The organism is Ewingella sp. C233, from assembly GCF_055407225.1.
Window position 1 is genome coordinate 209,351 of sequence record NZ_JBUZRI010000003.1, and the last position, 26,279, is coordinate 235,629.

Genomic DNA, 26,279 nt, shown 5'->3' on the forward strand with positions numbered 1-26,279 from the left:
ACGCAGCAAGACAGCGTAATTTCATTACGCTGTCTTTATTCACTGAGGCTAAACATTCTACATACCATGAACTTACAACATCACTTTCTTATTGCTATGCCCGGACTGGATGAACCCATGTTCAAGCGTTCGGTCATTTATGTCTGTGAACATAATGAAGACGGCGCAATGGGCCTGGTGATTAATAAACTGGTCGAAGACTTCACCGTTGAAAACGTGCTCGATAAGCTGGAGATCTCGCCGACGCCACGCGACCCGGCTATCCGTCTTGATCGCCCGGTCTTTTCCGGCGGCCCGCTGGCAGATGATCGCGGTTTTATTTTGCATACGCCACGCAGCGGCTTTGGTTCAAGTATTCAGATTTCAGACACCACCATGATCACCACCTCTAAAGACGTGCTCGAAACACTCGGCACTGCCGAACAGCCTAAAAATGTGCTGGTTGCACTCGGTTATGCTGCCTGGGAACAAGGCCAGCTGGAAAAAGAGTTACTGGATAACGCTTGGCTGACCATCGAAGCCAGCAGCGATATTCTGTTCAGCACGCCGGTCGCTGACCGCTGGCGCGAGGCCGCAAAAATGATCGGTATTGATGTCGGCCAGCTCGCCACGCACGCAGGTCACGCATAATGGCAAACCGCACCGTATTCGCCTTTGACTTCGGCACTAAAAGCATCGGGTTGGCTATCGGCCAGGAAGTCACCGGCACCGCCCGTCCACTGACGTCATTCAAAGCGCAGGACGGCACGCCGGACTGGCAGAAGATCGAAAAACTGCTCAAAGAGTGGTTGCCCGATGTAGTGGTCGTTGGCCTGCCGCTGAACATGGACGGCACAGAACAACCCCTGACTGCCCGCGCGCGCAAATTTGCCAACCGCCTGCATGGCCGTTTTGGCGTGCAGGTTGAACTGCATGATGAACGCCTGAGCACCGTGGAAGCCCGCGCTGACTTGTTTGATCGCGGCGGATTCCGCGCGCTGGATAAAGGCAGCGTGGATGCCGCTTCTGCGGTGATCATTCTGGAAAGCTGGTTTGAGAAGCAGTGGAGTCAGCCAGCACCGCCGTGACGGCAGGGATAAGCCCGCAGGCAATGCGCTGTAACCGGCTCTGCTCAAAGGTTTGCATACCGGCCTGCGAGCCGGTTTGCAAAATATCCGCCAGCTGATACGTCTTGCCTTCGCGGATCAAATTCCCCACCGCTGGCGTTGAAGTCAGTACCTCAAACAGCGCTACCCGCTCCCCTTCTCTTCCCGATATCAATTTCTGTGCAACGATACCCCGCAGGCTGCCCGCCAACTGTGCACGAACAAAACCTTTTTCCTCTGCCGGAAATACGTCCACCAGCCGGTCAACCGCCTGCGTGGCGTTACGGGTATGCAGCGTCGCCAGCACCAGATGCCCGGTTTCCGCCGCCGTCAGTGCCAGCCGGATACTGTCGGCGTCGCGCAGTTCGCCGAGCAGTAAAACGTCCGGATCTTCGCGCAGCGCGCCGCGAACGGCATCGCTGAAGGATTGCGTATGTTTACCCAGTTCCCGTTGCTGAATCAGGCAGCGCTGGCTGCTGTGAATAAATTCAATCGGATCCTCCAGCGTAATAATATGCCGGGCGCAGATGCGGTTCAGATGGTCAATCATGGCCGCCAGCGTGGTGGATTTGCCACTGCCGGTCGCTCCCGTGACCAAAATCAGCCCGTCTTCATATTCCGTCAGGTCTGCCACGATCGGCGGCGCATGAAGCTGTTCGAGCCTCGGGCAGCTTTGCGGTACACGGCGCAGCGCGGCGGAAAGCCCATGCAGTTGTCGGAAGAAGTTCACCCGCAGGCGCAAACCGTTCTCCAGCGTAATAGCACCGTCAGTCTGGCCTTTACGCTGCAATTCGGCGTGCTGCGTGGGTTCCAGCCAGGTGTCACTCAGCCACTGCATATTTTCCGGCGTGATTTTTGCCATATTTTCCATCGGCCTTAATTCTCCCTGGCTTCGCAACATCGGCTGATGCCCGGCACAAAGGTGCAGATCTGAGGCATTTTGCTTTACACTAAGCTCCACAAATTCATCGATATCCATTTTAAAATCTCCTGAGTCCCTATGAGCCTTAGTCAGCCACACACGATTGGTAAGAACTTACAGGATGTTCGCGAGCAAATCGCAGCCGCTGCACAGCGCTGCGAGCGGCCTCTGGAAGAAATTACGCTGCTTGCAGTCAGTAAAACTAAACCTGCGAGCGCTGTCGAAGAAGCGATCGCAGCCGGTCAGCTGGCGTTCGGTGAAAACTATGTGCAGGAAGGCGTGGAGAAGATTGCGCACTTTGCCGGACATCAGCCCGCACTGACCTGGCACTTTATCGGCCCGCTGCAATCGAATAAGAGCCGTCTGGTGGCAGAGAATTTTGACTGGTGCCACACGGTAGATCGTCTGAAAATCGCCCAGCGCCTGAACGAGCAGCGCCCGGAAAACTTGCCGTCCTTGCAGGTGCTGATTCAGGTCAATATCAGCGATGAAGCCAGTAAATCCGGCATTGCGCTGAGTGATGTTGATGCGCTGGCCGCTCAGATAAGCCAAATGCCGCGTCTTACCCTGCGCGGCCTGATGGCTATCCCGGCCGTCGAGCACGATTATGCGCGTCAGTTAGCCGTTTTCATCCAGATGCGCAGCGCCTTCGACGCGCTCAGGGCGCGATATCCGCAGCTCGACACCCTGTCGATGGGCATGACCGACGATATGCCCGCCGCCATCGCCGCAGGCAGTACGATGGTGCGTATTGGCACCGCCATATTTGGTGCGCGTGACTACGCTTAAGCGAATTCATTCCCATATCCAGACAGACCTCAAATTTTCACCAAGGAGCACCATGCAACATCGCAAATTATGTTTTATCGGCGCCGGTAACATGGCAGGGGCCATTATTTCTGGTCTGGTTGAAAGCGGCTATCCGGCAAAATTGATCAGCGTCTGCGCCCCTTCCGGCAAGAACCGTGATCCGCTGGCGTCAAAATATGGCGTGATAAGCAGTGATGACAATGTGGCCAGTGCGCAGGAAGCCGACGTCGTTGTTATGGCGGTGAAACCGCAACTGATGGCCGACGTATGTAAATCACTGCAAAAAGAAGTGGATTTCAGCGGCAAACTGGTACTGTCGATTGCCGCAGGCATTAGCGTGGCGCGTTTCCGTTCGCTGCTGGGCGAAAAGCTCAATATCGTGCGTATCATGCCCAATACTCCGTCACTGGTGGGTAAAGGCATGAGCGGCCTGTTTGCGCCAGAAGAGGTGGGCCCGCAGGACAGAGAGTACAGCAGTGAGTTAATGACGGCCGTCGGCAAAGTGTGCTGGGTTGATACCGAAGAGGGCATCAACCATATTATTGCTGCCGCAGGCAGTGCGCCAGCCTATTTCTTCCTGTTTATGGAAGCTATGCAAGCCGAAGCCGAACGTTTAGGATTCAATGCCGAAACGGCGCGTATGCTGGTTGAACAAGCCGCAAGTGGTGCTACTGCACTGGTTGCCGCCAGCCCGGACACGCCATTGTCACAACTGCGTGAGAACGTAACCTCCAAAGGTGGCACGACGTTTGAAGCGCTTAAAGTTTTCACCGACCGCAAATTACCGGAGATAGTCTCCGTGGCCATGCAGGCCGCCATTACCCGCGCGCAGGAAATGGAAAAACTGTTTTAATTTACATATCAAAGGTAACGCATGTTAACGCTGACTTTCCTGGTCAACACATTGATTGACCTCTACGTCATGGTTTTACTGCTGCGCATCTGGATGCAGTGGGCTCGTACTGATTTTTATAATCCGTTTTCTCAGTTTGTGGTGAAGATTACTCAACCGGTCATCCGGCCATTGCGTCGGATTCTTCCACCGCTTGGGCCGATTGACAGCGCGAGCTTGTTGCTGGCTTTCATCATCACCACGCTGAAATTGCCGTTATTTTTCCTGATCAAGTACGGGGTTTTCCCGTTAGAACCCATCATGTTACTTGTGGGTCTGATTAGCCTGGTGAAGGCTGCCGGGTTATTGGTCTTCTGGTTAATTATTATCCGTTCACTGATGAGTTGGGTAAGCCAGGGGCGCGGGCCAATGGATTTTCTGCTGATGCAGCTTACTGAACCCCTTATGTCACCCATCCGCCGCGTTTTGCCGGCCATGGGCGGGATTGATTTCTCAGCGATGATTGTGATTTTGATTCTCTACATGCTGAATTATCTCGGTATGGATCTGCTCGGCGGGCTTTGGACGCAGGATTTCTTCACCTCGAATGCCCTGCTCGCTCAATGACATCAGGACCCTCCCCGGTTTACTGGCAGTCTGACGACCTGGTTTTGCGGCTGGTTATCCAGCCCAAAGCCAGCCGTGACAGCCTGGTCGGTTTGCATGGCGACGAACTTAAAGTCGCCATCACCGCACCGCCGGTTGACGGTCAGGCGAATACGCACCTGGTGAAATATCTCGCCAAACAGTTTAAAGTCGCCAAAAGTCAGGTCTGCATTGAAAAGGGCGAGCTGGGCCGCCATAAACAAGTCCGCATTACGAATCCGCAAAATATCCCGGCTGAGGTCGCGGTACTGCTCGCTGAATAAATTCATTCCAGATGGTCTTCAGGACGTTATTTTATGCAAAAAGTCGTTTTAGCTACCGGTAATCCCGGTAAAGTGCGCGAACTCGCCCATCTGCTAGCTGATTTCGGCCTCGACGTGGTCGCACAAACGGAACTGGGCGTGGACTCCGCAGAAGAGACCGGCTTGACGTTTATCGAAAACGCCATTCTGAAAGCGCGCCATGCCGCCGCCATCACCGGCCTGCCTGCGATTGCCGATGACTCCGGTCTGGCCGTTGACGTTCTCGGCGGTGCACCGGGTATCTACTCCGCCCGCTACGCTGGCGCTGACGCCAGCGACCAGCAGAACCTCGACAAGCTGCTGGTGACGTTAAAAGACGTTCCACAAGGCCAGCGCAGTGCGCAATTCCATTGTGTACTGGTCTATATGCGTCATGCTGAAGATCCAACGCCGGTGGTCTGCCACGGCAGCTGGGATGGCGAAATCCTGTTTACAGAAGCGGGTAAAGGCGGCTTCGGTTATGATCCGATATTCCACGTTCCGACACTGGGAAAATCCGCTGCTGAACTGACGCGCGAAGAGAAAAGCGCCGTGTCTCACCGCGGCCAGGCACTGAAATTACTGTTAGACGCTATGAAAGAGAAATCACAGAATAATGCGTAAGTTACCGCCGCTGAGTCTTTACATCCACATTCCGTGGTGCGTGCAGAAATGCCCGTACTGCGACTTCAATTCACACGCGCTGAAAGGCGAAGTACCGCACGACGACTATGTGGCACATCTGCTGGCCGATCTAGATGCTGATTTGCATCTGGCTGCTGGCCGTGACGTGAAGACGATTTTCATTGGCGGCGGAACCCCCAGTTTACTGAGCGCAACGGCGATGCAAAATCTGCTCGACGGCGTGCGTGCCCGTTTGCCGCTGGCGGCAGACGCTGAAATCACGATGGAAGCCAATCCAGGTACGGTCGAAGCAGACCGCTTCAGCGCTTACCAGCGCGCCGGTGTGAACCGCATCTCTATTGGCGTGCAAAGTTTCAGTGCGCAGAAATTGGAGCGTCTGGGACGCATTCACGGCCCGGATGAAGCCAAGCGTGCCGCATATCTGGCGACCGACCTGAATCTTCGCAGTTTTAATCTTGATTTGATGCACGGATTACCGGATCAGACGCTGGAAGAGGCGCTGGATGATTTACGTCAGGCCATTGCGCTTAATCCGCCGCATCTGTCGTGGTATCAGCTGACGATTGAGCCCAACACCCTGTATGCCTCCCGCCCGCCAAAGCTACCGGATGACGATGCGCTGTGGGATATTTTCGAACAGGGCGACCAGTTACTGACTGCGGCCGGTTATCAGCAATATGAAACCTCGGCTTATGCAAAACCGGGATATCAGTGCCAGCACAATCTAAACTACTGGCGTTTTGGCGATTATCTGGGTATTGGCTGCGGTGCCCACGGCAAACTGACTCAGCCCGACGGGCAGATCCTGCGGACGGTGAAAACCAAACATCCGCGCGGCTATATGCAGGGTCGCTACATGGATAAACAGCATGACGTGGCTACCAGCGAACTGCCGTTCGAATTCTTTATGAACCGTTTTCGATTGCTGGAAGCAGCGCCACGTGAAGAGTTTGCGGTTTATACTGGTCTGGACGAAAGCGTGATCCGCGCTCAGCTTGATGAAGCCATTGCGAAAAATTATCTGCTGGAAACAGATTCACACTGGCAGATCACGCAGCATGGGAAACTGTTCCTGAATTCGCTGCTGGAATTGTTTCTCGACGAGTAGACGAAAGAAGACAACGAAAAAAGGGGCCCTGCGTACAGGCCTCTTTTTTATGCGTTACGCAGGACAGATTTATTTAAGATCGGCCAGCAACGTCTTGTGTTGTTTATCAAGTGCTTTCACTCGGTTACAGACATCATCACCGAATTTTTTGAAGTCTTGCTCCTGCTTACTCCACTCGTTCTGTACGGCCTGTTGCAGCCCGCCAAGATTGCCCATCACCGCCTGTAGCGGGTTGCCGCCGCTGGTCGCTTGCTTGACGCCCATTTCATTCAGGCTGTCTTGCATCACGCCCCCCATGCTTTGCTCCAGAATATGCTGACCATCCTGTTTTACCTGCTCGACGGCTTTGTGATGGAACGTCAGGCCGTCAGGGCGATGTTCGATAATGCGGTTCATCTGCTGTTTCAGCTGAGTGTCCAGCGTCGTCAGGCGGTTACGCACGTTGCTTTCACTGCCGAGCTGCTGGACGATCACTTTGTCCATCGCCACACGGCCTTTCTCCAGATGCGCGGTGGCACCCTGGTCAATCCACGGCAGGTCACGGCGTAGCGAGGCTTGATAATCAATAGCTTCCTGACGCTGTTTGGCGCTCAGGGTAAGCTCTTTGCCGTTCTGTGATACATCACCGTTCGGGGTGATCTGCAAGCTACTGTTAGCCCCTATCACCTGGACATTCTGCGGCGTGATCACCACGTCTTCCTGCGGGTTCACATTGCACTGGTAATCCGCCTGTGCACTCCACGCGGTCATTGCCAGCAGTGCCGCGAGGCCCAGTTTCGATCCCGTTTTGAATTCCATGTTCTCTCCCTTCAGACAGCAAACAATTAAAATATTGAACGGCCAATTCGTTGCGCCAGTTTCTCTAAGGCAGCGGTTCCGGCCAAAGAGTTCCCTGCGGGGTCAAGTTCGGGTGACCAGACGGCAATGCACATCTCGCCCGGTACGATGGCAATAATGCCCCCTCCCACGCCGGATTTCCCCGGCATTCCCACGCGGTAGGCGAACTCGCCGGCGCCGTCATACATGCCGCTGGTGACCATCAGCGCGTTGATCTGGCGCGCCTGGCGCGGCTGAATCAGTGCATCTTCAGCGCCCAGCGGCTGGCCCTTATTCGCCAGATAGACGAAGGTGCGCGCGAGTTCTGCACAGCTCATACGCAGCGCACAATAATGAAAATAGGTATGGAGAACGGTGATGACGTCGTTGTCAAAATTACCGAAAGATTTCATTAAATACGCGATGGCCGCATTACGGTCAGAATGTTCGAACTCTGAACGCGCTACGTGCCGATCGTAGTTGATATCTGGCTGTCCGGCCAGTTGACGCACCACTTCCAGCATTCTTTGCTTGGGTGCCGTCAGGCGGGTTTGCAGTAAATCACATACCACCAGCGCGCCGGGGTTGATAAACGGGTTACGCGGTTTACCCTGCTCCAGCTCAAGCTGTACCAGTGAGTTAAAAGGCTGACCCGACGGCTCTTTGCCGACGCGCTGCCAGATTTCACTCTCCTGATAACGGGTCAAGGCCAGCGTCAGGCTGAGCACTTTGGAAATGGACTGAATGGAAAAACGGGTGTCGGCATCGCCGGCGCTGAAGGTCTCCCCGGAGGTGGTGTGCACCGCAATGCCCAAATTGTCAGGGCTGACATCGGCCAGCGCCGGAATATAGCTCGCGACTTTGCCACGGCCAATCAGCGGGCGCACCTGCGCAAGGATCTCTTCGAGTAAGCGGTTATCTAATTCAGTAGCCAACATCGCAACTCCAGATGTAACAAAGGTGCCAAGAAGGCACCTTTTATTTTTTAGCCATCCCGCAGGATCTGCCTAAATCCTTCGAGTCGCATCAAGGCAGTTCAAAGGATGACGGCAGATTCAGTCCCACCAGATATCGAATAACTCGCTGACTTCAACATCTTCCATCTTATGGTCTTCCAACCATTTTTTAACCAGAGCGCGATGCTCGTCGGTGCAATGACCGATGTCCTGCAGGCAAATCAAACCTTCCCATTGCAGGTAGCCGCTGCCGTCAAAGGCCAGTTTGTTCGGCTCGATCGCGCCTTCGATGAACGCGTCCAGTTGCTCGTCGATGGTTTCAACCGGGGTGCCTTCCGCGAAACGCCATTTTACCGAGAAGCCCAGTTCCTGGAACTCGGCAATGTGTAACTTCTTACGTAAACGACGACTACGATTCTTGGCCATTATTGCTTCCTCTCAAACATCAGATCCCATACGCCGTGGCCTAAACGCTGTCCACGCATTTCGAACTTAGTGACCGGGCGCGATTCAGGGCGCGGTACATAGTTATTTTCTTGCGACAGGTTAGTCCAGTTTTCAAGGCTGGTCATCACCTCAAGCATATGTTCGGCGTAAGGCTCCCAGTCGGTTGCCATATGGAATACGCCGCCCACTTTCAATTTACTGCGCAGCAGTTCAACGAAGGTCGTTTGAACGATGCGGCGCTTATTATGACGCGCTTTATGCCACGGGTCAGGAAAGAATAGCTGCACCATGTCCAGCGAGCCATCGGGAATCATTTTTTCCAGCACTTCGACCGCATCGTGACACATCACGCGCAGGTTGCTGACGCCCTCTTCCTGCGCCGTTGCCAGACAGGCACCGACGCCAGGCGAGTGCACTTCAATACCGATGAAATTTTGTTCGGGCTTTTGCGCAGCCATGGTTACAAGCGAGGTCCCCATGCCGAAACCGATCTCCAGCACAACGGGACCAGCACGGCCAAACAGCGCGTCGATGTCTAGCGGCTGTGCCTCATATTCAACGCCCATCACCGGCCAGAGAGTGTCGAGCGCATGTTGCTGACCTTTGGTCAGGCGGCCCTGACGGCGAACAAAACTGCGGATACGGCGCATAACGCGACCGCTCTCATCGAACTCCGGGGAAACGACGTCGTTTTTCATAGGGCTTTCACTCTATAGGGCAATGCTGTTCTCAGCAGTGCGCGGTTGGGCAGTAGCGGTTAGGCAACAAAACAGCGAATGGCGCATTATCCAAACCTCTGCCCGATAAGCAAGCCTTGCGGGTATAAACAGGTCGGAAACTTCCGGTTTACACCCTCCGGCGTCTGTGATGTGATCCCGCCCTGACTTTTCATCCTGCCGGATTTGCCACTCACCTATGATACAGAACTTCGCGCCTCTGGTGCTGGACTGGTACCAACGCTATGGCCGTAAAACGCTGCCGTGGCAGCTCGAAAAAACGCCTTACAAAGTATGGCTCTCAGAGGTGATGTTGCAACAAACGCAGGTTGCGACCGTCATTCCCTATTTTGAACGCTTTATGGCCCGTTTTCCAACGGTCAACGATCTGGCGGCCGCCCCGCAGGATGAAGTCCTGCATCTGTGGACCGGGCTCGGTTATTACGCCCGCGCGCGCAATCTGCATAAAGCGGCGCAGACCATTGCCGCTGAGCATGGCGGCGTATTTCCGACCGACTTCGAAGCCGTTAACGCCCTCCCCGGCATTGGCCGTTCCACCGCAGGTGCGGTACTGTCGCTCTCCCTGGGCCAGCATCACCCGATTCTCGACGGCAACGTGAAACGCGTACTCTCGCGCTGCTACGCCGTAGATGGCTGGCCGGGTGAGAAAAAGGTTGAAAACCGCCTGTGGCAGATCGCCGAAGAGGTCACGCCGGCTAAAGGCGTCGAACAGTTTAATCAGGCGATGATGGATCTGGGGGCGATGGTCTGTACCCGTTCCAAACCCAAGTGTGAGCTTTGTCCGCTGAAGACGCGCTGTGAAGCTTACGCACACAACAGTTGGGCAAAATATCCGGGTAAAAAACCCAAGAAAACCTTGCCGGAACGAACCGCATATATGCTGATGATGCAGCAAGATGGCGGCGTCTGGCTTGAGCAACGTCCGCCGGTCGGGCTGTGGGGCGGCTTGTTCTGCTTCCCACAGTTTGCGAGTACGGATGAACTGGAAAGCGGCGTCAAAAAATATGGCGTTACCCTTGATCAGTTGCAACAGCAGACTTCTTTTCGTCACACTTTCAGCCATTTCCATCTGGATATCGTCCCGATGTGGCTAAATCTGCGCTCAATACCAGGTTGCATGGATGAAGGTGCGGGTCTCTGGTATAACTTAGCGCAACCACAATCCGTCGGGCTGGCCGCGCCGGTTGAACGTTTACTTTCTCAACTGGCAAAAGCGCACTCCAGCCAGCTAGCTAAATAAGGAATCAGTATGAGCAGAACGATTTTTTGCACTTTTTTAAAGCGTGATGCGGAAGGTCAGGACTTCCAGCTTTATCCGGGCGAGATTGGCAAACGTATTTTTAATGAGATTTCAAAAGAAGCCTGGTCGCAGTGGATGAGCAAGCAAACCATGCTGATCAACGAGAAAAAACTCAGCATGATGAACCCGGAAGACCGTAAATTGCTGGAGCAGGAGATGGTGAATTTCCTGTTTGAAGGTCAGGACGTGCACATCGAAGGCTATACGCCGCCTTCCAGCTAATTATCTCTAAGCATTCCTCAGAATAAACATATAAGGCAGGCGCTTTCGGGGGCCTGCTTCTTTCACCAGAAATGGTTCAAAGATGAAGAAAATTTTAGCTTTGCTGGTTATCGCGCCGATGTTGATCTCCTGCTCCGGCAGCAAGAAAGACTCGTTTAATGAAGCTTACGTCAAGGATACCAACGGCTTCGATATTCTGATGGGCCAGTTTGCCCACAATATCGAGAACATCTGGGGGCTGAATGAAGTCCTGATCGCCGGACCGAAAGACTACGTAAAATACAGCGATCAATACTATACCCGCAGCCATATCAACTTTGATGCTGGTACCATCACCATCGAAACCATTGCCGGTACCGATCCGGCGGCAAACCTGCGTCAGGCCATCATCAGCACGTTGCTGGTCGGTGAAGATCCGGGCAACGTTGACCTTTATTCGGACGCCAATGACATCCAGATCAGTAAAGAACCGATGCTGTATGGTCAGGTGCTGGACAACACCGGGCAGCCTATCCGCTGGCAGGGCCGCGCTGCCAGTTTCGCTGATTATCTGGTACAGAATAAGTTGCAGCGCCGCCAGTCGGGGCTGCACATCATTTATTCCGTTACGATTCAGATGGTGCCAAATCACCTGAATAAACGTGCGCATAAATACCTGCCAATGGTGCGCGAAGCCTCCGCAAAATATGGCGTCGATCAGTCATTGATACTGGCGATCATGCAGACTGAGTCCGCCTTTAACCCGTATGCGGTGAGTAATGCCGATGCGCTGGGTCTGATGCAGGTAGTGCAGCATACTGCTGGCGTTGACGTGTTTAAATCAGAAGGCAAATGGGGCAAACCAAGCCGAAGCTATCTGTTTGATCCACAAAATAATATCAACACAGGTACCGCGTATCTAGCGATGTTGCAGAACGTTTACCTCGGGAATATCAACAACCCGACGTCTAAACGTTATGCGGTGATCACCGCCTACAACGGCGGCGCGGGCAGCGTATTACGCGTGTTCAACAGCAATAAAACTCAGGCGTTTAATATTATCAACAATATGGCGCCAGGCGACGTTTACACCACTCTTACCACCAAACACCCGTCTGGTGAGTCACGCCGTTATTTGTATAAAGTGAATAATACGCAGAAGAGTTACCGAAGGATTGATTGAAGGGTTTGGGAAATAAAATGAGTCCGAAGGATTGAATGGTCTCTCAGTCGGATCTCTAACAAATTCCTGGCGGTGCAACTCAATTTTTGCCTGGCCCGTTATTAGTAATTAGCATTATCACCGACGGTCATCATTTCATTAATGAAATGATGACCGTCGGTGACGCTGCATTACCTGATAGCCATATTAGCTACGAGGTTTTCATGAATAAAGCTATATCTATTTCCATCCTCTATATTTCGTTATTTGTTACCGTAGCTAAAGCTAATACCCAAATCTGGTTTAGTCCAAACAAATCGGACTTTCTTTCCGATAGAGCCCAGGATGAAGGATGGAAAAAAGCGCGCAGCAATATCAATGTCTATAAATTCTACTATCAGGGGATAATGGGCACCCCGTTGCCCGAGCTTAAAGAGAAATTCAGATTCCTCAGAGAGAATAATATCTCCATTGCTGTCGAGTGGCCAGCGATGACATGGCAAGAAAATGGGACTGGATACGAAATTGAAGGTTTTTCTGCGCCCGGCTTTTCAAAAAAAATAGTGGATAAGATTAAATCTGCCGGCGGAACGCTCGAATACGTGGCAATGGATGAAGTTATATTCTTTGGACACCAAAAGAAAGTTAATCAATTCTCCCCTAATTATCCCATCAGTCAGGTTGCCAATGAGATAAATAACAATCTTCAATATATCTGGCAGGTGTTTCCAAATGCTAAAGTTGGTGATATAGAACCCCTTGAACAGTATGGAAAAGACTATCTTACAGAGATGAACACGTGGCTATCTGAATATAAAAAAACGACGGGAAGACCTCTTGATTTTCTGCATGCAGACGTTGTTTGGGAGGAAAACTGGAGGCAGACACTTCCATCTGTAATGGAGACAGCGCGAAAAGAGGGAGTGAGGTTCGGGGTCATATTTAATGCAACAAAAAGTACCGGGCCAGATAATTTTTGGATGATAAGTGCCAGGAAAAATATAGATAGCTATATGAATGCTGGTATTGAAATACCCGATGATGTGATATTCCAGAGTTGGAATAAACATCCCGAAAGCATTAGCTATGATGGTAATCAACACTCACATGCAAGCCTGATACCGTACTTTCTGGAAGAGCGAAAGATATATAAATATGAACGCTGATTGTACATTATTTTATTAACCCATACTTCATGCAGACACTCAGAAATCATCTGAAAGATGATTAACTCAAATGCAATATCACCATCTAATCTCGATACCTAACCTCGTGCGAAGTTATTTAATCCGTCTCAATTTTTTCCCAATTCAATGACCGTGTGTTTCCGAGGGCATAAAGTAGGAGAAAAGCAGCACCACCACTTGATGAGAACAGTGCCGGATTAAAGAAGCCAGAAGCAAGCCAGAGCATAGTTATTACCGCCATACTGACTTTGAATTTAAATTTAGTTCCTCGCATAGTCATCGCAATAGGAATAGTTATGAGGAAAAATATAATAGTTGTTCCCACTATACCTATTTGCATAACAAGTGCCGGAATTTGCAACTCATATGCATAAGGAGTAACTTCACTTCGAGTTTTCCCGGGAATATAATAACCTAACCCATACCCCATTAAAGGCTTTTGTTCTATTTTCTCATTTAGATAATTAGATTGAATGTTCCTAGTTCTATCTGAAGAGGACGTTTGCTTGTCATTGAACCTTTCCGAAATCATTGAGTTAACAGAGGGGATGCTAACTACTGAAATGACGGCAACAAACATAATGACGATTGATATTACTGATTTCTTTTTTGTTATATAACAACTCATTGCTAAAATCAACGATATGGCTGATGCAGCCCATTGATAACGGGACATACTAATCAAAAGTGAAAAACAAATCAGTCCGAATTTAATATAATCAGATTTTTGGGATCCAGAGTTGAAAACTTTACACGCTGTGAAGAATACGGCAATAGGAAGGACTGAGTCAGAAGGAAAGTTTATTCTCCCCAAGGCAACACTTTCAATATCTAAGGTCATTATTTGAATTTTAAACAAATCCGCAATATATTTAACTATTGTTGATACAGGTACTCCTGTAGAGAATGCCACAGTTGTTAGAATTATCTTAATTATTGCCACAATACACATAATGTCTATTATGCTATTTACTATTACGGACTCTACCCGTGCTGGTTTAACAAAGGCATAAGCTATTGATGCCATCAAGATAAAAACAAATATGTCCTTAGCCTGGAACAACACATATCCGTTACTGGCGGCACTAAGAAATGCATACAACGAAAAGAAACAAATAAATATTACCGTGGGAAGTAAAAACCTTATAAGCCTGACGATACTTGCACCATCTGATTGCACAATAAAGACGCCAAGCAATAATGCTAGCGAAAGCATCTTTACATTGATATCAAAAACAGTGCCCGCAGGCAAAATAATGCTAACAAACAGAAATGCTTTTATGAAAAAATCAACACGCAATTTAATATTCATATCTATCCCATATTGATTTAACTGCCATTTAAATAATTAACACAGTTCGGTCGCAGCATTAAATATATAGATAAAAACAAGTCCTAACAGTAATTAAATTAGAAAAAATCTTTTATTATAGACAGCAATTCCAATTTAAACATTACCTTTCAGCATGTGAAGTTAAGCTAAAACAACTCTGACCAACTCATCCCAATTATTGCATTTTTCGAAATCACAATCATCAATGTAATGTATGTTTTCAAAGACCCCATATTTTTTATTTATAATACTCAACAAAACTTCAGATAATTCAGTAGAATTATCACAATCAAAAAATCTCGCCTGACTATAGTCACCCAAAGTCTCATGCGCATAAGGAAGATCCGCCAATAGAATAGGTTTTCTATATTCTTTTGCTTCGCTTATTGGTAATCCCCAGGTTTCTAATTTTGATGAAAAAACTACCACGTCACATTTGTTGTAATATTGTACCATCTCGTCCCTGGTCAGCACTCCAGAGAAATGAATATTTTCCAGGCCAAGAGATTTGCATTTATGAACAACATATTCTGCATAACGGCTCGTTTGGGCATCAAAGGTAAGAGTCAGTGTGACTTGATGCTGAAATCCCTTTATTTTTAAAATATTGAAAGCATCAATAATAACGTCAAAATTTTTAAATGTCCTGGGGAAGGCCGGATAGAAAAGTTTAACTTTATCCTCATACTCTACAAATAGCTTTGGCACATCAACAATAGCGCTCTTCCCCTCGCATACTGGCCTTGCAATAATGATGTTTTTCGGTGTAAACCACGAATAAAATTTATCTGCAATCCAGGACTGCTGAACAACCACTGCTGTATTTCTCTTAACATTTATTTTATAAAGATATTTATAGAATAAAGTAAACAACCAGAATTTTTTATCGTACTTATAATCTACATATCTTCCCTTAAAAAAAGGAGATGGATTATGGCAATATACGAACTGTTTACAATTAAAGACATTAGCTGACATGTCGTGAAGAGAAAACCAGATATCTGCTTGTAATTTATTGTTTAATTTCTTGCTGTAAAAATATTCAAAATTTATCCTGGAAAACCAGCTTTGTTTTATTTCTGGAAATTCCAGCCATTGAATATCATTACTCTCGAAACCAGGAAATAAACGTTTATCATGTACGAGGCATATAAGTTCAATATTATCCAATTTAGAAAATGCAGAGATTATTTCTCTAAAAATGGTAAGAATACCGCCTTCCTTCATGCTGACACCAGAAAGAACAACTTTCATAGCTTACTCCTCAGAATCATTCGTTGTAAATAAAAAGTAAAATATAAAAATAGCAGCATAAACTTTTCTTTCCATGAAGAAAGGAAATATATTATCATATGCAAACAACACTCTTTTTGTAAAAGAAAGAGAGCCATAGCTTGAATTTAATATTTTATCTACATCGCCTTCACGATTTAGCTTATTAAATTGTGCTATGCATTTTTTTGTCATCTTTTTTATCGATAGAATATTTTTTTTTGCATTCAATAGTTTAGAAATAAAATTCTTATTATGTGATCCTACGACATTATTTTCATGCTGCCGGTACAAAATAGTTTGCTGCTCAAGATAAGCTATTTTCCCATGTAATATCGCTTGTAACGCAAACCATTGATCATGCATAGGTGAGCAGTCAGGAACCAAACCTGACTTTACGAATAGTCTCCGATTAAATATTACAGTACATCCATATACAGTTGAACGCCATAAAATATATCTAAGCTTTTTATTATTAGAAGGATCGAGTTTATTTGACCTATAAAAACTACTACCTATTACTCCAAGTTTTGAATCAACAACAGTCAAATCAGAGAAAACAAGCGCAGGCTTAAGGTTACCAACAGATAACTCTTCGAGTTTAATGGCACTCAACATAGATTGTACTTTATCATCTAACCATACATCATCTTGATCAGCAAACATAATATATTGACTGGTTGAGTTCCTTAGAGCATTATTGAAATTATTAATAACCCCCCCCTGCCTAACATTACTAATTGGAATGACTCGAGGATCTCTGGCAGAATAATTTAATACTATGTCCCATGTACCATCGGTTGAACCATCATCACTGACAAATATTGTTATATTCTTGTGGGTCTGATTAAGAATTGAATCAAGCAATTCTTCCAGATAACACATGCCATTATAGGTCGCCAATATGACATCAACTCTTTCACTATTCATTTTAAACCTTGAGCCTTGAGCCTTACAAAAAATAACATTTATCAGTGTTCGTTTAACGATTATAGCTTAGTAAAGCCAGGAGCATTCTTTTTTTAGAGCACTCATATTTTGCAGTATAAACATTATGCTCTATGATTCTCTCAATATTTTTAATCTTACCGCTTTTACAATTCATTGATTTTAAAACAAAAAGTAGCTGAGCAGCTTGCTTGCGTCTATTACTGAGACACTTGTTATATTCCACAATGACAGCTGGTAGCCTCAGTAATTTCTGCAGGATGCTTTTTCTGTTCGAACCTACAACATTATTCTCATGCTGCCTGTAAAGCATCAGTGGCTTATCAACATAAGCTATTTTACCAAGGGATGAAGCCAGTAGCATAAACCACCAATCATGCATGACCCAATTACGCGCGGTATCAATCTGAGCAAGCTCTATAAGCTTTCTATTAACTATAGTCACACATCCCGGTGACACATTATTTAAGATAAGCCGTTCCGTTGCCAAGGCCTCTTTCATATTGATATTATGAAAATCCATAAATGAAGAGCAAATAATATTTAATTTTTCGTCAACAATATAAAGATCAGAAAACGCCAGCAATGGAATATTCTGGCTGTATTCAGCATCCATAGCCATCATGGATTTATGCATGGTTTTTATCTTATTTGGAAGCCACACATCATCCTGATCACAAAACATAATAAAATCATTCTTCGCAGCCCTGACGCCATTCATGAAGTTATTTACAACACCTGGAGAACTGGTGTTACTAATGCATTTTATCATCGGATAATTTGAACAGTAATCATTAATAACTTCTATGATTCGATCGGTAGAGTTATCATCAGAAATAATCACCTCATCGACTAACTCAAAAAAACCATCGCTTTCTAATAATGAATTCAATTGTTCCGCTATATATTCCCGACCATTGTAAGTTGCTAATATTATGCTTATTTTTTTCATTTATAGAATATCCCCATGAAAGATCCCCACAGTTATTAATCACGAGATCTCGCGAAAACGGGCGGTAAGTGTCTATGTTTTTATTTTAAATCCTGATTGCCGCCAATATAATTAAGACTGGCTGATCTAAGACTCATTAATATATAAGTGTGCCATCCATTTTATCCAGAAAAACATAATACTCACATTTTTATGAACCAGATGTTTGTAGAATGGTCACTTTACTCAGTTATCACCTATAAATATTTACTCATTTCAGCAACCACTATTGCCTTCTGTTCCTTCAGTGATGCCACATCTTCAATATTATATGAGGCATCGCAGAGAGAGATAAAATCTCTCGAGAAACTGGCATCCTTAGCAGCAAAGTAGTCTGATTCAATCAACCACGCATCTAAATACCCTTGGAGTTTTTTCACTTCATTGGTAGAAAACGCGCATACTTTATGGCCAAAAGAATAAGCGGTAATAGCTCCATGTAAACTTGTCCCTATATATGCCTTAGCATGTGCTAACGATGACATAATATGAAGAACATGCTCACTATTTTGTATTGCTATAGGTAAATTATCTGCAGATATTTTCTGGTAAAGTTTTTCTAAAACAATATGGTCTTCATGACCGGTCGCCCTGCCAATAGGTAATAGAAGAATAGATTTACCCGTCGCTTGCAATACTTTCCTAATTTCTCCTTCAACTTCGTCAAGTCTGTGCTCAATGTTATTTCGCGCAGCTTGGAACACAATATAACTACTGATATCAAACGGCTGAGTCTGCTCGATTCCCTCTTGCCAATCCAGAGCTGCAAGCTCAACAAGTGGGTACATATCTGACATAATTAAAGCAGTGTCCGGCACCAAGTCACATATTATACCATGTCTTTCCAGATATTTCCTGGTCAGGTTTTCTCGGACAGAAAGTGAATCCACTCCTGCCAATTTAGCAGGTATTGCATCAGTATAACTATTTTGATTCAGCTCAAACCCAGACCCGCCAACTCCAGTGTAAAATATTTTTGAAATTATATCTTTATTAGATAGAACATAGGGGTATTTGTTTTTTTGACCATACAATGACCTTACAAGATAATTAGAAAACACACTACCAAGAACTTTTTTCAGTTGTCTCAAAATAAAATAAACTTGTCTATTTGAAAGATGACCAATCATGCTAACCCAGTCAACAGTAAGGATATCTCCCCCACACATAATAACCTTATCATCTTTGGAAGCATTCGAAGATAACAACGCCTTTAGAGGTTGAGTCATTACTCCGCCAACATCTGTTAGATCTGACTTAGTTAATGAAAAGAAGTTTATCTCAATATCAGAGTCATTTTTATTATTTTCTTTAATGAATCGAGAGTGTATTAATGGAAATAAAATATCACCGTAATTATGGCGATCAAATGCACCAACTATATTGAATTTTTTCATTTAATACTACGCCTGTACAAAAATAATCTAATTGAATGTAAAACAATCAAACTCAGAGACACCCTAATCACCCATGCAGTTGCTGCCCCGGTAAGACCGTAATGCTTTGTTAAAGTCGGAAAATATAAAACATAAAGCGAAAGGTCAAACACATGAGCCAATGCAGTGATATATGGTTTACCAGATGCCTGTATCCAAGTGAAAGCAGGTTGGATTAAACCATGTATTAGGAATCCAATTAAGAACATACTGAATATTATGCTTGCGTTCTGCGCAAATATTTTTCCAATCCAAAGCGTTAGAATAAAATTAGAAAACGTGATTCCGACCATTACGGGAAGCAACAGAGCAAGGAATATTCCCAGTAATGACTTATTGAAATATTTGTTAGCCATCCTTGCATCTGTAGATATCTTCGAGGCAAAAAGCGGAAATAGCACACCACTTACGCTGACAGCCACGATAGACATCTTAGAAACAACTTCATAAGGCGTTGTGTAATAGGCGACTAAACTGGCCCCAACAATAGAGGCGACAAAGAACCTATCAATATATAACATTACAGGAGCAATGATGTTACTAATTGAAACCCAACCACCATACTTAAATAATTCAATAGCGATATTTTTCTGAATTTTAACTCTCGACAGCGTTTTACTCGTAATCTTACTCAGTTCACTCCTCATCATAATAAAGAAGTAGATTGCCATTATGATTCTTAAAACGCACAAAGCTGATGTTATATATAAAAGACTGTTGCTATAAAAAGAAATGATTGCAGGTACCAGATACATCAAAATTGAGAAGGGTATTTTTCCTAACGAAATTTTTTTAAAGCATGAAAATGCCTCAAGAACACCTACAAAGGTTGCTTGCGATATCACAAATGGTAAACTGAGTGCAACGACCACTAAGCTATTACTCACCTCGTGGCTTAGCGTGGCATTTGATACATTGAAAATATGTTCGGTGATCGATTGGTTAAATATTAATATCAGCACTGCCACGACGGTTAGTATCGAGACGATAATAAACCAACCGGTTTTAATTGAAACTAACATCAGCGCTTCATTATTTTTATATTTGATTACACAGTTTGTTATCGAACGTGTCAACCCAAAATCAAATATATTCATAAAGCCGATCATCGCGAATATGAGGGTCAGAACCCCAAAGCGTTCCATACCAATGTGCTTCATTAGCAGTGGAATTATAATAATGGCGGCTAATATTGGAACGGCGAAACCCACCAAATTCCAAGATATATTTCTGATAAACTTATCTTTCTTTAATTCGAACATATTTATTCACATCAGAGCCAGGTTGTAGACCAAAAAATCCGAAAGGAATTCAACGAAATTTTAAGAACTAGGAATAGCCCTTTGATCTAAATTTTCACTAAAACGTCCAGCAGCGCATGCTGCCAATCAGATGCTTTAATTTTAATCATCTCAATTTTATGAGTATTTAAAGTCGAAAAGGCTGGCCTTTTCGCAGGTGTGGGATATTGCTGTGATGGGATTGGATTGACTATTGGTAAATTTGCGATTTTTTTTAGCAAGATTGCTTTTGAAAAAATATCATCTGCAAACTCATTCCATGACACTTGTTTATCACCACAAAAGTGATAAACACCTCCTTCAGCATTTTTCTCAACTAAATCAATAATCGCCTGCGCAATATCGCCAGCATAGGTGGGGCAACCACGCTGGTCAGAAACAATGCTCAAAGTGTCACGCTCTTTTGCCAAACGAAGCATAGTTTTCACGAAGTTATTGCCATATTCACTGAATACCCAGGCCGTGCGGATGATAATGGCTTCAGGCTGAACTGCCGACACTGCAATTTCACCATCCAATTTAGTCTGGCCGTAGACACCCAGTGGATTAGTCACATCGGTTTCAATGTAGGGAGTCGTTGATGTACCGTCAAAAACATAGTCAGTAGAAACATGCACCAGGCGTGCACCGACATCGTTGGCTGCCAAAGCCAGGTTTTTGGGGCCAGTCACATTAATTAACGCAGCCAGTTCTGGCTCCGTCTCTGCTTTGTCGACGGCAGTATAGGCGGCGGCATTAACGATAATGTTTGGCTGATATTTCTCCACGACTGCTTTTACCACATTTAAATCAGTAATATCGAGCTCGTCTGTATCAGTCGCCAATATTTCCCATCCAGCAGGCAAGCGGTCCTGAAAACAGCGCCCTAATTGTCCTTTCGAGCCTGTTAATAATACTTTCATTATGCTAACTCCTTCAGCAACTTACCTACTTTATCTTTTTCCGAAAGTAGCGGGTTCACCAGCGGCCATTCAATACCCACCTCCGGGTCATTCCACAATAAGCAGCCCTCATGCACCGGATTATAATAATCGGTACATTTGTATTCAAAATCTGCGATATCAGAAAGCACCACAAAACCGTGGGCCAAACCCGGCGGAACCCAGAACTGCGTTTTATTCTCTTCTGAAAGAATCACGCCTTCCCACGCCCCATAGGTTGATGAATTTTGGCGGATATCAACGACCACGTCGAACACTTCGCCTCGAACAACACGAACCAGCTTCCCTTGTGGATTTATCTTCTGGAAATGCAAGCCACGTAATACGTCTTTTGCCGAACGGGAATGGTTATCCTGAACAAAGTTGAGGTCAATGTTCAGCATTTCCTGATAGCGCTTCTCCTCAAAGGTTTCGAGGAAGAAACCTCTGGTATCTCCGAACACTCTCGGCAGAATGATCTTTACGCCATCAATTTTGGTATCTATGACTTGCATGTCATTTCTCCCCAATCAATTGCGTTAAATACTGACCATAAAGTGTTTTACTCAACACCCGAGCTTCTTCAGCAACTTGCTCATGGGTTAGCCAACCTTTGCGGAATGCGATTTCTTCCAGACAAGCAACCTTGAATCCCTGGCGTTTTTCAATCGTGTGGACAAACTGTGACGCTTCAATCAGGCTCTCATGCGTTCCGGTATCTAACCAGGCAAAGCCACGGCCTAAAAGCTCAACATTGAGTTTGCCGGCATCCAGGTACATTTGATTAAGCGTGGTAATTTCCAGTTCACCGCGATGGGAAGGTTTTACCAACTTTGCCATGTCGACGACGTCTTGGTCGTAGAAATACAAACCGGTGACAGCCCAGTTAGATTTAGGCCTGTCAGGCTTCTCTTCTAATGACAGCGCACGATAATTTTTATCAAATTCAACTACACCAAAACGTTCTGGATCCATGACCTGATAGCCAAATACGGTGGCACCTTCGTTTCGCTCAACAACGTTTACCAGTTTGGTTCCAAAGCTTTGCCCAAAGTAAATATTGTCACCCAATACCAGCGCACAGCGATCACCATTAATGAACTCTTCACCTATCAGGAAGGCTTGCGCCAATCCGTCCGGGCTAGGCTGAATTTCATAGCTCAGATTAATACCAAAGCGGCTACCATCACCCAGCAGGCGCTTGAAAGATGGCATATCGTCTGGCGTTGAAATAATCAAAATATCGCGGATTCCTGCCAGCATCAGCACAGAGATCGGATAATAGACCATCGGCTTGTCATAAATTGGCAGCAGCTGTTTAGATATACCACGTGTGATCGGGTATAAACGTGTACCCGAGCCACCGGCTAATACGATTCCTTTCATCTTAAATTCCTTATTATCAAATTAGCGGTTCAGACCCAGACGCTCATTAGCATAAGAACCGTCTTTAATACGGCTCCACCACGCTTCATTTGCCAGGTACCATTCAACGGTTTTACGAATACCGCTTTCGAAAGTTTCCTGTGGTTTCCAACCCAATTCAGCCTCAATTTTTGAAGCGTCAATGGCATAACGCATGTCATGCCCAGGGCGATCTGTGACATAAGTGATCAGCTCTTCGTATTGATAAATGCCGGAGGGCTTATTGGGTACGAGTTCATCCAGCAAACGGCAGATGGTTTGTACAACCTCAATATTTTTCCGTTCATTGTGACCACCGATATTGTAGGTTTCACCGACGACACCTTCGGTAAGCACTTTATAAAGTGCGCGGGCATGGTCTTCTACATACAACCAGTCACGAATTTGGGCACCGTTGCCATAGACAGGTAGTGGTTTGCCCTCCAGTGCGTTGAGAATAATCAGCGGGATGAGTTTTTCTGGAAAATGGTAGGGGCCGTAGTTGTTAGAACAGTTAGTCACGATGGTCGGCAAACCATAAGTCCGCAGCCAGGCGCGAACCAGGTGATCACTGGCGGCCTTTGACGCTGAATAGGGGCTGCTCGGTGCGTATGACGTTGTTTCAGTGAACAGGTCATCCGTACCGTGCAAGTCGCCATAAACTTCATCGGTAGAGATATGGTGCAAACGGAAGGCTTCTTTGGCTGCAACATCAAGACCGTTCCAATATTGCCTGGTCGCCTCCAGCAACGTGTAGGTACCCACAATATTGGTTTCAATAAATGCAGCAGGGCCATCAATAGAGCGATCCACATGACTTTCTGCAGCCAGATGCATGACAGCATCTGGTTTGAATTTATTGAAAATACGGTCTAGCTCAACTCGATTACGGATATCCACGTGTTCGAAATTAAAGCGTAAATTGCCAGAAATATTATTCAATGACTCAAGATTGCCTGCATAGGTCAGGTTATCTACGACTAATATTTCATCCGTAGTGTCACTAATAATATGGCGTGCAACAGCAGAGCCAATAAAACCCGCTGCGCCAGTTATAATAATTCTCACATTAACTCCAACTCTATATTAGTACGCACCATCTTTTTTCAAGACCACGTTGATAGTTTTAAAAAGAATTGCGATATCATTCCATAATGACCAATTTTTCACATACCATGCGTCGAAATAAACTCGGGTATCGTAATCGACATCATTCCTGCCGCTAACCTGCCACAAACCTGTCATACCGGGCTTCGCCATCAGGTAATAGTCAACATTACCCGCATAACGTTCTAACTCCTTCTCAATGATTGGACGCGGGCCGACCAGGCTCATTTCACCTTTTAGTACATTGAAAAGTTGTGGAAGCTCATCCAGACTGGTACGCCTGATAAATTTTCCTATTCGGGTAATGCGCGGGTCATCTTTCAGCTTGAAATCCTTATCCCATTCTGCCCGAGCTTGTTCATCCGTCGATAATAATTCCTGCAACACCTCTTGAGAATTAGTAACCATCGAGCGGAACTTGAGACATTTGAATTTAGTACCATTACGCCCAATACGTTCATGTCCATAAATAGCTTTACCACCGTGTTTTGAAACCATATAGGTTAATGTCACTAAAACAGGAGATAACAAAAAAATAATGGCCAAAGAACCAATAATATCAAAAGCACGTTTTATAAATTGAGATGTTACCTTCAATAAATTATTTTTCACACGTAGGATCATCACTTCATGGCTAAATATGAAAGACATATCTGTTCCATATAAAGGAACACCTCGTAAAGTGGGTATGACGGAAACTGACGAACAGCGATGGTTAGCTAATTTCTTAAGCCATTCATCAAGAAAAATGTGTTCTTCAAATTCGAGCGCAACGATGAACTGCGTAGTCTCGGGAGAACATCGTTGCCAAAGTTCTTGTTCATTATAAATAACAGGCTTTCCCAGCAGAACCGGTCCGCAATCGCTGCCTTTGCCACTGGAAAAAAAAGCGCAAATGGCTAAACCTAATACTTTTTCACTTTGCAAAGCAGCAAAGGCCTCACAAGCATTCTTTCCAGAACCAATAATGACTGTATGTTTTTGCCATAAGCCAAATTTATTCAGCACTCGCTTAAGGGTAACCCTAGCCAGCGGGATTAACACCAGCATTGAGAACCAGGTGAGACCCCATACATAACGGGAAAAGTGCCACTTCGAGAATGCAATCAATGCCAGGTCTAATATCGAGAAAATAATGATTGTTCTAAATACTTCCTTTAACTCCAGCCAGAAAGAACGACGATTAGTGTAATGCCCCAACTTAATCCAAAACCAACCGACACAACAAAATGCGAGCATAATATGTGTCAGAAAACGTGCTAGCATTTCCGACTCAGGGATAAACTCGTTAAGATCTCGGCCAAACAAAAAAACAAGAAAAATAGCCACAAACAATGACATTATAAAAAACAAAAAATCAGATAGCGCTAAAAACAACTTAACAATAAAAGTATGACTTGAGTAACTTAATGCACTCATAGAAAAATCCTTCCAATGGACAAATTATTACTTTTCAAAAGCATCCCAATAATGCTCATGCATACTAAATATTTTCCTTAACTTCATTGGAATCCTTTCATAATGAGCCCCAAGCTTGTAACCCAAAAACTTCATTAAATTATTTACACATGCGGGGGGTATCCATCCTGGAGCTACTCTAATTAAATAACTAAGCTCCGAGTTTATAAATCTCTGCCCTACACGACCAGCTCCCCCAAACGTTTCCCTAATCCAAGGCTCATTACGATGAAAAACTCCGATATCGAAATACCGTTTGAATTCATCAACAGCAGTATAATTATGGGAGTGGTAAACCGTCGCGTTTGGTACATAGGCTATGCTATAACCCGCCAAAACAGCTCGCGCCGTAAAATGCATATCTTCACAAAGAATTGTCTTCTCAGGAAAACCACCCAGTTCTCTAAAAACTGACAACCTATAGGCTGAAAACGAATTAGACATAAATACCGTTTTAAGGCCCATTGACTGTTTGCTTTTTAACGAAGATCTATAGCCCTGAGGGGGGTAATTGAATTCCCTGGCATGACAAGATATTGCCGTCGCATCTTCATGAGGCAATTGACGCCCATAAGCTGCAGCGACCTCAGGATCATCAAATGCTGAGATTAAATTATACAATGAGCTTGGCGAGGCCAAAATTGCATCCTGAGTCATGAAGACCACGACATCTACATCTTCATGAATAGATTGGCAAGCCAAATTCCTTGTACCTCCATGATCAAAGTCATTTTCGCTGATAGGGATACAATTCGAAGCGATGGCAGATGCACTAGAAACAGTATCATCAGATGAATTACTGTCTATAATTATAACGTTGTCAATATATTTAGACTGACTAGCAATACTTGATAAAGTCTTCTTCCATAATTCGCCACCATTTCTGGTGGGAATAATAACTGCAACTTTCATGGCCACACCTGTTTGAGTACTAATTTAAACTTCCTTGTCACT

At 45.6% G+C, this 26,279-nt stretch carries 29 protein-coding genes; 12 read left to right on the forward strand and 17 right to left on the reverse strand.

The features are described from left to right. The first annotated feature begins 66 nt into the window (after window positions 1-66). Both ACZRKO_RS16190 and ruvX read left to right on the forward strand, forming a co-directional pair. The gene (locus ACZRKO_RS16190) at window positions 67-630 is read left to right on the forward strand and encodes a YqgE/AlgH family protein (protein ID WP_463738275.1); all 564 of its coding nucleotides are present in this window, start codon (window positions 67-69) and stop codon (window positions 628-630) included. Beyond that, window positions 630-1,067: a Holliday junction resolvase RuvX gene (ruvX, locus tag ACZRKO_RS16195; protein WP_463738276.1), complete on the forward strand. Its 438-nt coding sequence runs from the start codon at window positions 630-632 to the stop codon at window positions 1,065-1,067. Before ACZRKO_RS16190 ends, ruvX begins: the two co-directional genes overlap by 1 nt. On the opposite strand, the gene ACZRKO_RS16200 is transcribed toward ruvX, so the two are convergent. Continuing rightward, complete coding sequence (locus tag ACZRKO_RS16200; protein ID WP_463738277.1) at window positions 1,015-2,064, reverse strand: type IV pilus twitching motility protein PilT; 1,050 nt, start codon at window positions 2,062-2,064, stop codon at window positions 1,015-1,017. The genes ruvX and ACZRKO_RS16200 overlap by 53 nt on opposite strands. A gap of 21 nt (window positions 2,065-2,085) precedes the next feature. Between ACZRKO_RS16200 and ACZRKO_RS16205 the strand changes: the two genes are divergently transcribed. The 6 genes from ACZRKO_RS16205 to hemW are packed head-to-tail and all read left to right on the forward strand — an operon-like array spanning window position 2,086 to window position 6,349. Next, the gene (locus ACZRKO_RS16205; protein WP_463738278.1) at window positions 2,086-2,796 is read left to right on the forward strand and encodes a YggS family pyridoxal phosphate-dependent enzyme; all 711 of its coding nucleotides are present in this window, start codon (window positions 2,086-2,088) and stop codon (window positions 2,794-2,796) included. Window positions 2,797-2,848: 52 nt separating this feature from the next. Continuing rightward, window positions 2,849-3,670, forward strand: a complete 822-nt coding sequence (gene proC / locus ACZRKO_RS16210) for a pyrroline-5-carboxylate reductase (protein WP_463738279.1) — start codon at window positions 2,849-2,851, stop codon at window positions 3,668-3,670. Window positions 3,671-3,691: 21 nt separating this feature from the next. Continuing rightward, a complete protein-coding gene (locus tag ACZRKO_RS16215) occupies window positions 3,692-4,276 on the forward strand; it encodes a YggT family protein (RefSeq protein WP_463738280.1) in 585 nt (194 codons plus the stop codon). After that, entirely contained in the window at window positions 4,273-4,578 is a 306-nt protein-coding gene (gene yggU / locus ACZRKO_RS16220) for a DUF167 family protein YggU (protein WP_463738281.1), read from the forward strand. The genes ACZRKO_RS16215 and yggU overlap by 4 nt, the downstream gene beginning before the upstream one ends. A 33-nt stretch (window positions 4,579-4,611) precedes the next feature. Further along, complete coding sequence (gene rdgB / locus ACZRKO_RS16225; protein ID WP_463738282.1) at window positions 4,612-5,220, forward strand: RdgB/HAM1 family non-canonical purine NTP pyrophosphatase; 609 nt, start codon at window positions 4,612-4,614, stop codon at window positions 5,218-5,220. Beyond that, entirely contained in the window at window positions 5,213-6,349 is a 1,137-nt protein-coding gene (gene hemW, locus ACZRKO_RS16230) for a radical SAM family heme chaperone HemW (protein ID WP_463738283.1), read from the forward strand. The genes rdgB and hemW overlap by 8 nt, the downstream gene beginning before the upstream one ends. Before the next feature lie 69 nt (window positions 6,350-6,418). Here the strand turns inward: hemW and ACZRKO_RS16235 are convergent, their stop codons facing one another. From ACZRKO_RS16235 to trmB, 4 genes are all read right to left on the reverse strand, one after another. After that, on the reverse strand, window positions 6,419-7,147 hold the full coding sequence (locus ACZRKO_RS16235; protein WP_463738284.1) for a YggN family protein: 729 nt from the start codon (window positions 7,145-7,147) through the stop codon (window positions 6,419-6,421). A gap of 26 nt (window positions 7,148-7,173) precedes the next feature. Next, on the reverse strand, window positions 7,174-8,103 hold the full coding sequence (gene glsB / locus ACZRKO_RS16240; protein WP_463738285.1) for a glutaminase B: 930 nt from the start codon (window positions 8,101-8,103) through the stop codon (window positions 7,174-7,176). 117 nt (window positions 8,104-8,220) lie between these two features. Then, a complete protein-coding gene (locus tag ACZRKO_RS16245; RefSeq protein ID WP_463738286.1) occupies window positions 8,221-8,547 on the reverse strand; it encodes a YggL family protein in 327 nt (108 codons plus the stop codon). Beyond that, window positions 8,547-9,266, reverse strand: coding sequence for a tRNA (guanosine(46)-N7)-methyltransferase TrmB (gene trmB, locus ACZRKO_RS16250; RefSeq protein WP_463738287.1), 720 nt, complete (start codon window positions 9,264-9,266; stop codon window positions 8,547-8,549). Before trmB ends, ACZRKO_RS16245 begins: the two co-directional genes overlap by 1 nt. 217 nt (window positions 9,267-9,483) lie before the next feature. On the opposite strand from trmB, the gene mutY reads away from it, so the two are divergent. The 4 genes from mutY to ACZRKO_RS16270 all read left to right on the forward strand — a co-directional run bounded on the left by mutY (window position 9,484) and on the right by ACZRKO_RS16270 (window position 13,134). Continuing rightward, window positions 9,484-10,545 (forward strand): A/G-specific adenine glycosylase, encoded by a 1,062-nt coding sequence (mutY, locus tag ACZRKO_RS16255; protein ID WP_463738288.1) that lies wholly within the window; start codon window positions 9,484-9,486, stop codon window positions 10,543-10,545. 9 nt (window positions 10,546-10,554) lie between these two features. Continuing rightward, window positions 10,555-10,827 (forward strand): oxidative damage protection protein, encoded by a 273-nt coding sequence (locus ACZRKO_RS16260; RefSeq protein ID WP_463738289.1) that lies wholly within the window; start codon window positions 10,555-10,557, stop codon window positions 10,825-10,827. 82 nt (window positions 10,828-10,909) lie between these two features. Next, complete coding sequence (mltC, locus tag ACZRKO_RS16265) at window positions 10,910-11,989, forward strand: membrane-bound lytic murein transglycosylase MltC (protein WP_463738290.1); 1,080 nt, start codon at window positions 10,910-10,912, stop codon at window positions 11,987-11,989. Window positions 11,990-12,192: 203 nt separating this feature from the next. Beyond that, a complete protein-coding gene (locus ACZRKO_RS16270; RefSeq protein ID WP_463738291.1) occupies window positions 12,193-13,134 on the forward strand; it encodes a hypothetical protein in 942 nt (313 codons plus the stop codon). Between the two features lie 118 nt (window positions 13,135-13,252). Here ACZRKO_RS16270 and ACZRKO_RS16275 read toward each other — a convergent pair whose 3' ends face one another. From ACZRKO_RS16275 to ACZRKO_RS16330, 12 genes are all read right to left on the reverse strand, one after another. Beyond that, window positions 13,253-14,467 carry an O-antigen ligase family protein gene (locus tag ACZRKO_RS16275; RefSeq protein ID WP_463738292.1) on the reverse strand — a complete coding sequence of 405 codons (1,215 nt, stop codon included), beginning with the start codon at window positions 14,465-14,467 and terminating at the stop codon, window positions 13,253-13,255. 162 nt (window positions 14,468-14,629) lie between these two features. Next, complete coding sequence (locus tag ACZRKO_RS16280; RefSeq protein ID WP_463738293.1) at window positions 14,630-15,742, reverse strand: glycosyltransferase; 1,113 nt, start codon at window positions 15,740-15,742, stop codon at window positions 14,630-14,632. 3 nt (window positions 15,743-15,745) lie between these two features. Next, the gene (locus ACZRKO_RS16285; protein WP_463738294.1) at window positions 15,746-16,690 is read right to left on the reverse strand and encodes a glycosyltransferase family 2 protein; all 945 of its coding nucleotides are present in this window, start codon (window positions 16,688-16,690) and stop codon (window positions 15,746-15,748) included. Between the two features lie 52 nt (window positions 16,691-16,742). Continuing rightward, entirely contained in the window at window positions 16,743-17,660 is a 918-nt protein-coding gene (locus ACZRKO_RS16290) for a glycosyltransferase family 2 protein (RefSeq protein ID WP_463738295.1), read from the reverse strand. A gap of 236 nt (window positions 17,661-17,896) precedes the next feature. After that, entirely contained in the window at window positions 17,897-19,096 is a 1,200-nt protein-coding gene (locus ACZRKO_RS16295; RefSeq protein WP_463738296.1) for a polysaccharide pyruvyl transferase family protein, read from the reverse strand. Next, on the reverse strand, window positions 19,093-20,397 hold the full coding sequence (locus ACZRKO_RS16300) for an oligosaccharide flippase family protein (protein ID WP_463738297.1): 1,305 nt from the start codon (window positions 20,395-20,397) through the stop codon (window positions 19,093-19,095). Before ACZRKO_RS16300 ends, ACZRKO_RS16295 begins: the two co-directional genes overlap by 4 nt. Before the next feature lie 86 nt (window positions 20,398-20,483). Next, window positions 20,484-21,338: a dTDP-4-dehydrorhamnose reductase gene (gene rfbD / locus ACZRKO_RS16305; RefSeq protein WP_463738298.1), complete on the reverse strand. Its 855-nt coding sequence runs from the start codon at window positions 21,336-21,338 to the stop codon at window positions 20,484-20,486. Next, window positions 21,338-21,871, reverse strand: a complete 534-nt coding sequence (rfbC, locus tag ACZRKO_RS16310; RefSeq protein WP_463738299.1) for a dTDP-4-dehydrorhamnose 3,5-epimerase — start codon at window positions 21,869-21,871, stop codon at window positions 21,338-21,340. The genes rfbD and rfbC overlap by 1 nt, the downstream gene beginning before the upstream one ends. Window position 21,872: 1 nt before the next feature. Next, window positions 21,873-22,742, reverse strand: coding sequence for a glucose-1-phosphate thymidylyltransferase RfbA (gene rfbA / locus ACZRKO_RS16315; RefSeq protein WP_463738300.1), 870 nt, complete (start codon window positions 22,740-22,742; stop codon window positions 21,873-21,875). 21 nt (window positions 22,743-22,763) lie between these two features. After that, window positions 22,764-23,828 carry a dTDP-glucose 4,6-dehydratase gene (rfbB, locus tag ACZRKO_RS16320; RefSeq protein ID WP_463738301.1) on the reverse strand — a complete coding sequence of 355 codons (1,065 nt, stop codon included), beginning with the start codon at window positions 23,826-23,828 and terminating at the stop codon, window positions 22,764-22,766. Between the two features lie 18 nt (window positions 23,829-23,846). Then, window positions 23,847-25,286, reverse strand: a complete 1,440-nt coding sequence (gene wbaP / locus ACZRKO_RS16325; RefSeq protein WP_463738302.1) for an undecaprenyl-phosphate galactose phosphotransferase WbaP — start codon at window positions 25,284-25,286, stop codon at window positions 23,847-23,849. A 27-nt stretch (window positions 25,287-25,313) separates the two neighbouring features. After that, a complete protein-coding gene (locus ACZRKO_RS16330) occupies window positions 25,314-26,237 on the reverse strand; it encodes a glycosyltransferase family 2 protein (RefSeq protein ID WP_463738303.1) in 924 nt (307 codons plus the stop codon). Window positions 26,238-26,279 lie beyond the last annotated feature (42 nt).

Excerpts from the sequence above, each read along its gene's own strand:
- ACZRKO_RS16190 (WP_463738275.1), top strand. The coding sequence starts at position 67 with ATGAACTTACAACATCACTTTCTTATTGCTATGCCCGGACTGGATGAA.
- ruvX (WP_463738276.1), top strand. The coding sequence starts at position 630 with ATGGCAAACCGCACCGTATTCGCCTTTGACTTCGGCACTAAAAGCATC.
- ACZRKO_RS16200 (WP_463738277.1), bottom strand. The coding sequence starts at position 2,064 with ATGGATATCGATGAATTTGTGGAGCTTAGTGTAAAGCAAAATGCCTCA.
- ACZRKO_RS16205 (WP_463738278.1), top strand. The coding sequence starts at position 2,086 with ATGAGCCTTAGTCAGCCACACACGATTGGTAAGAACTTACAGGATGTT.
- proC (WP_463738279.1), top strand. The coding sequence starts at position 2,849 with ATGCAACATCGCAAATTATGTTTTATCGGCGCCGGTAACATGGCAGGG.
- ACZRKO_RS16215 (WP_463738280.1), top strand. The coding sequence starts at position 3,692 with ATGTTAACGCTGACTTTCCTGGTCAACACATTGATTGACCTCTACGTC.
- yggU (WP_463738281.1), top strand. The coding sequence starts at position 4,273 with ATGACATCAGGACCCTCCCCGGTTTACTGGCAGTCTGACGACCTGGTT.
- rdgB (WP_463738282.1), top strand. The coding sequence starts at position 4,612 with ATGCAAAAAGTCGTTTTAGCTACCGGTAATCCCGGTAAAGTGCGCGAA.
- hemW (WP_463738283.1), top strand. The coding sequence starts at position 5,213 with ATGCGTAAGTTACCGCCGCTGAGTCTTTACATCCACATTCCGTGGTGC.
- ACZRKO_RS16235 (WP_463738284.1), bottom strand. The coding sequence starts at position 7,147 with ATGGAATTCAAAACGGGATCGAAACTGGGCCTCGCGGCACTGCTGGCA.
- glsB (WP_463738285.1), bottom strand. The coding sequence starts at position 8,103 with ATGTTGGCTACTGAATTAGATAACCGCTTACTCGAAGAGATCCTTGCG.
- ACZRKO_RS16245 (WP_463738286.1), bottom strand. The coding sequence starts at position 8,547 with ATGGCCAAGAATCGTAGTCGTCGTTTACGTAAGAAGTTACACATTGCC.
- trmB (WP_463738287.1), bottom strand. The coding sequence starts at position 9,266 with ATGAAAAACGACGTCGTTTCCCCGGAGTTCGATGAGAGCGGTCGCGTT.
- mutY (WP_463738288.1), top strand. The coding sequence starts at position 9,484 with ATGATACAGAACTTCGCGCCTCTGGTGCTGGACTGGTACCAACGCTAT.
- ACZRKO_RS16260 (WP_463738289.1), top strand. The coding sequence starts at position 10,555 with ATGAGCAGAACGATTTTTTGCACTTTTTTAAAGCGTGATGCGGAAGGT.
- mltC (WP_463738290.1), top strand. The coding sequence starts at position 10,910 with ATGAAGAAAATTTTAGCTTTGCTGGTTATCGCGCCGATGTTGATCTCC.
- ACZRKO_RS16270 (WP_463738291.1), top strand. The coding sequence starts at position 12,193 with ATGAATAAAGCTATATCTATTTCCATCCTCTATATTTCGTTATTTGTT.
- ACZRKO_RS16275 (WP_463738292.1), bottom strand. The coding sequence starts at position 14,467 with ATGAATATTAAATTGCGTGTTGATTTTTTCATAAAAGCATTTCTGTTT.
- ACZRKO_RS16280 (WP_463738293.1), bottom strand. The coding sequence starts at position 15,742 with ATGAAAGTTGTTCTTTCTGGTGTCAGCATGAAGGAAGGCGGTATTCTT.
- ACZRKO_RS16285 (WP_463738294.1), bottom strand. The coding sequence starts at position 16,690 with ATGAATAGTGAAAGAGTTGATGTCATATTGGCGACCTATAATGGCATG.
- ACZRKO_RS16290 (WP_463738295.1), bottom strand. The coding sequence starts at position 17,660 with ATGAAAAAAATAAGCATAATATTAGCAACTTACAATGGTCGGGAATAT.
- ACZRKO_RS16295 (WP_463738296.1), bottom strand. The coding sequence starts at position 19,096 with ATGAAAAAATTCAATATAGTTGGTGCATTTGATCGCCATAATTACGGT.
- ACZRKO_RS16300 (WP_463738297.1), bottom strand. The coding sequence starts at position 20,397 with ATGTTCGAATTAAAGAAAGATAAGTTTATCAGAAATATATCTTGGAAT.
- rfbD (WP_463738298.1), bottom strand. The coding sequence starts at position 21,338 with ATGAAAGTATTATTAACAGGCTCGAAAGGACAATTAGGGCGCTGTTTT.
- rfbC (WP_463738299.1), bottom strand. The coding sequence starts at position 21,871 with ATGCAAGTCATAGATACCAAAATTGATGGCGTAAAGATCATTCTGCCG.
- rfbA (WP_463738300.1), bottom strand. The coding sequence starts at position 22,742 with ATGAAAGGAATCGTATTAGCCGGTGGCTCGGGTACACGTTTATACCCG.
- wbaP (WP_463738302.1), bottom strand. The coding sequence starts at position 25,286 with ATGAGTGCATTAAGTTACTCAAGTCATACTTTTATTGTTAAGTTGTTT.
- ACZRKO_RS16330 (WP_463738303.1), bottom strand. The coding sequence starts at position 26,237 with ATGAAAGTTGCAGTTATTATTCCCACCAGAAATGGTGGCGAATTATGG.